Annotated in this window: 3 protein-coding genes and 1 pseudogene; all 4 read right to left on the bottom strand. The window is 38.1% G+C overall.

Features of this window, described 5'->3' with window-relative positions; all coding sequences use genetic code 11:
- Nucleotides 1-27: 27 nt before the first annotated feature.
- Nucleotides 28-363: a hypothetical protein gene (locus R7Z77_RS23695; RefSeq protein WP_318136859.1), complete on the bottom strand. Its 336-nt coding sequence runs from the start codon at nt 361-363 to the stop codon at nt 28-30.
- Between the two features lie 482 nt (nt 364-845).
- Nucleotides 846-1,412, bottom strand: coding sequence for a hypothetical protein (locus tag R7Z77_RS23700; RefSeq protein WP_318136860.1), 567 nt, complete (start codon nt 1,410-1,412; stop codon nt 846-848).
- A 4-nt stretch (nt 1,413-1,416) separates the two neighbouring features.
- Nucleotides 1,417-2,535, bottom strand: coding sequence for a tyrosine-type recombinase/integrase (locus tag R7Z77_RS23705; protein ID WP_161781350.1), 1,119 nt, complete (start codon nt 2,533-2,535; stop codon nt 1,417-1,419).
- Between the two features lie 547 nt (nt 2,536-3,082).
- Nucleotides 3,083-3,259 (bottom strand): annotated as a pseudogene (locus R7Z77_RS23710) (MazG-related protein); the annotation flags it as partial.
- Between the last annotated feature and the right edge of the window lie 328 nt (nt 3,260-3,587).

Raw genomic sequence — 3,587 nt, forward strand, 5'->3', positions numbered from 1 at the left:
GCTACGATGATTAACTGATGTAACCGATCAGATCGTAACTTCCTGATTTAGTTCCATCGAATTACGCAACAAAGCCTCTCTATTCATTCCGGTCACTGCAGCCAGTTTCATCATAAACACATACATCAAATAACTATCAATTTCCGGAATAATGCCAATTGAATGTAATGCATCCTGTCTTAGGCTATTGCCGTACCAATTTTCATCTTTGGCTCTAGCCCGAGCAAGTTTGGCACACTCAATTGAAAATTTATCACTTGAATCTTTATCCCTCAAAGCATAACAACCTCCCATGTGTTCAATGATGCAGTTAAGTAACGGGTGATAAAAAGGGTCAACCTCTTTATATTTATCTTCTGACACTACTAATGTCTTTGAATCAATGTCATTCAATGTTGAGTCTATGCATTCAATCAAGTCATACCTAGAATTGATGCTAAACGGAGTTCTTTGCTCTGTGGCTCTGACATTTTTAAAGCCGATAACATCTATGAACTTAAACTCTCGCTGATCTTGAAGAACGGAAAACCTATTTAAAAATAAACGAAATGCTGATATTGCAGCGTTCGCAGCTCTGGTTGAGAATTTCTTGGAAATAACATTCTCTTCCTGAAACTTCTTAAATCTTGTTAATGAGTATGTGTGGAAAACATCATGGAGCGAAGAACTGCTATTTATTCCGATATAGCCTAAGTAGGGCTCAATATATGTTTCGAACTCAGCTCGACCATAACTGGTGTTAATTGTTCCATGATAGAAAAGATGTTTGAATGGTAAGTAAGGCTCGGCTTTCGTGGCTGTAACTAAATCATCAGAATGTGTGACAGCAATACCTCTTAGTGTGTTTAGTAACTTATTTTTTTTCGTGTTTCCTTTGAAATCTCAGCTTGTTCACGTCGAATCGAATTGTCCTTTCCCTCAACACCAGCATGTTGCTGAAGCTGAGAAAAATATTCATCTAAAGTTCTATTGACAAGGGCTCTTGCCCCTTTTTGTAAGTACCTTGGTATGCCAGCATCTTCTTTAATTTTCAGCTTTGTTTGGAATGGTGTTTCGTGAGGATACTGTGACGAATCACAATCCCGTAAGAATAGTACTAGCCGTCTATTGTATTCGTTGGCATAAATTGAAAACTCAGGGAAATAGCAGCCAGTTTCAATCATTTTTTGCTGTATTGGTCTGAAAAAATATTTCCACCTCGATAAACTTGCGACTGATATCCTCAAACAATGCGAAGCATATGGGATAATGCCTGGTACACCTTTTTCTGCCCTACTTAATGGTATTTCAAGAAGGCGCTCCTTCGACCATGAGAGCACATCTACAGCCCATTTCTCTGCCAAAGCTTTCTGGCTAGAGCTCCCTTGGGTTGTATTGGGCCTAGTGATCGTATCACGAACGAATAGAACCATAATATTATTTCTTGTCCTGCACTTTGATTTTTAGTTGGGTCTTCTTGCAAAGTCTTTCCATCATCATTGCTCTTGTAATCGATTCTCCGTTGTCGTCAACCATTTCTCGATATATTTCCATAGGTATACTGGTATAGGCATCCTGAGTGGTTTTAAGTGAGGTATGGCCTAACATCAGTTGAACTTGTACTAGTCGATCGAGGTACTGTGTGTTGTCATCGTTAGATTGCAAAACAGCATAAGCAAAGCCATGTCTAAGCTTATGTGGAGTAATCATTCGATTGAGTGTACCTTTAGCTCTAGCGCGTTTGGACAGTCGTTCAAATAACTTGGAAATGCCGCTTTTAGTCAAAGGCCTTCCTTCCGAATCAAGAAACGCGGGGATACTGGCTATTCCCTTGAATGAACGAATATTCCGTTTATACAAAGGTGAAGAATGGTACTTTTTTATGCGATTTAAAGTAGGAAGACTTATTCTTGTTGTCCTGTACTTCCATCCGCCTTGTTCACGACTCTTAGAGCCACGAACACTCAAAGGAACATAATCACTAGCAGCAAAGTTGTCTGATGACTTTTTAATGCTTTCGTATGTGCGTTCGGTACACTGCTGGATATCTTCAAGTGTTACTCTTGGCACTTCTGATACACGTAACCCAGAATCGTAGATAAATTGAAGTAGCGCTCGCTCTCGTTCATTTTTAGTAGCAGATATCAGCTCGAACAATTCATCAAATGAACAGGAATCTACAATATTCGACTTTCTCTTTACAGCAAGGGGACCATTAACATAAGGATCGGTTATTATAAAATTATTGGTATATAAGAACGCATAAAATCGCCTCAATTGAGCATCATAATTTGAAACTGTTACGGAGCTAAGACCTTTGACATTGGTTTTATAATCTAAGTATTTTCTAATTTCGAACTCAGAACTAAGAACTAGAATCTGTTCCTCATTCAAAATCGCTTCTTCGGCAACTTCTACACGATGCTTTACAAATAATTTAATAATATCGAACTGCTTTGAAACAGTAGCCGAAGACAATTTATCTTTAATTAAAGATTTTCGTAGATACAATGTAAGTATCGGCATTACCTTCATGTTAGAATCAAGAGCGATCACATTAGTAAACACCTTCGATTTAGTGCTATTCCCACAAGTATTTAGTTGAACAGATTGTTTGAAACACTGCTTTAAGAACATAACTCAACTATCTCGCAATTGTTGGGAATGGATTTTGTGAATAGCGGACTAAACGGAACTCAGTAGAGAAACAATTTCTTCGGAGTGGGTAAAAGAATCAAATGCTTCATTTTGCAAACCATATAAGTCGTATCCGTGTTGAAGTGTCGGTCTAACAAGATAGCTAGTTCCAGAAAAGCAAGGAATAGCCGTTTTAATCCTGTAAATGTTTTTATCAGTTCTGACAGCAACATAAGCAATACCATTATCTTCAATTAGATTACTCAACTGGTTCTAAGCCAAAGTTCCTGCTCGAGGCGAAAATACATTCACACAGTAACTGTAGTTCATGGTGTCATAAATACATAGGAGGTGTTTAGATTTATTGAACCAGTCATAACGTTATAGGCATTTTTTTCATGTCAACAGAAGACACATTTTAGATATAGTAATCACCTTAATGTGCATTAATTTATAGTCTTATAATTACATGCGATAACACTTTATCTGCGTCTGAGTTTCGAATATAAAGATCTATATCTGCGACTTCCCGACTTCCACCATAAATAGTTGCCGCTAATCCACCTACTATTTGATACTCCACAACCTCTGCATCCAAGATTTCTTTGAGCCACTGCAAGGCTACTTTAACTTTATCACTCATCTAGCTTCCTTAGCTGAATTTTGCCCTGCGCCATAACGCCCTGTTAAGGGGTGAGCAACGCAATACCGATGCCGCCGCATACCACCTTAAACACTAAAACCAACGCATAGTGAAAATGCCACGCGTTGCGAATCATTCTTAAACAGTTTGTTATAAATCATTGCCACTGTTTTTGTACGAGCCGTTTGACGACTAGCATTAAAAAAGTGAGCACAATTAAACAAACAAAGATAATTACAAACCAACTACCCCAGGGCAAGATCATGAAAATCCTTTATGGCATAAGGGGTGACGTGAAGTGATGTTTCCACTAATTTGTACATTTAAA

It is taken from the genome of Vibrio sp. 1401, assembly GCF_033340295.1.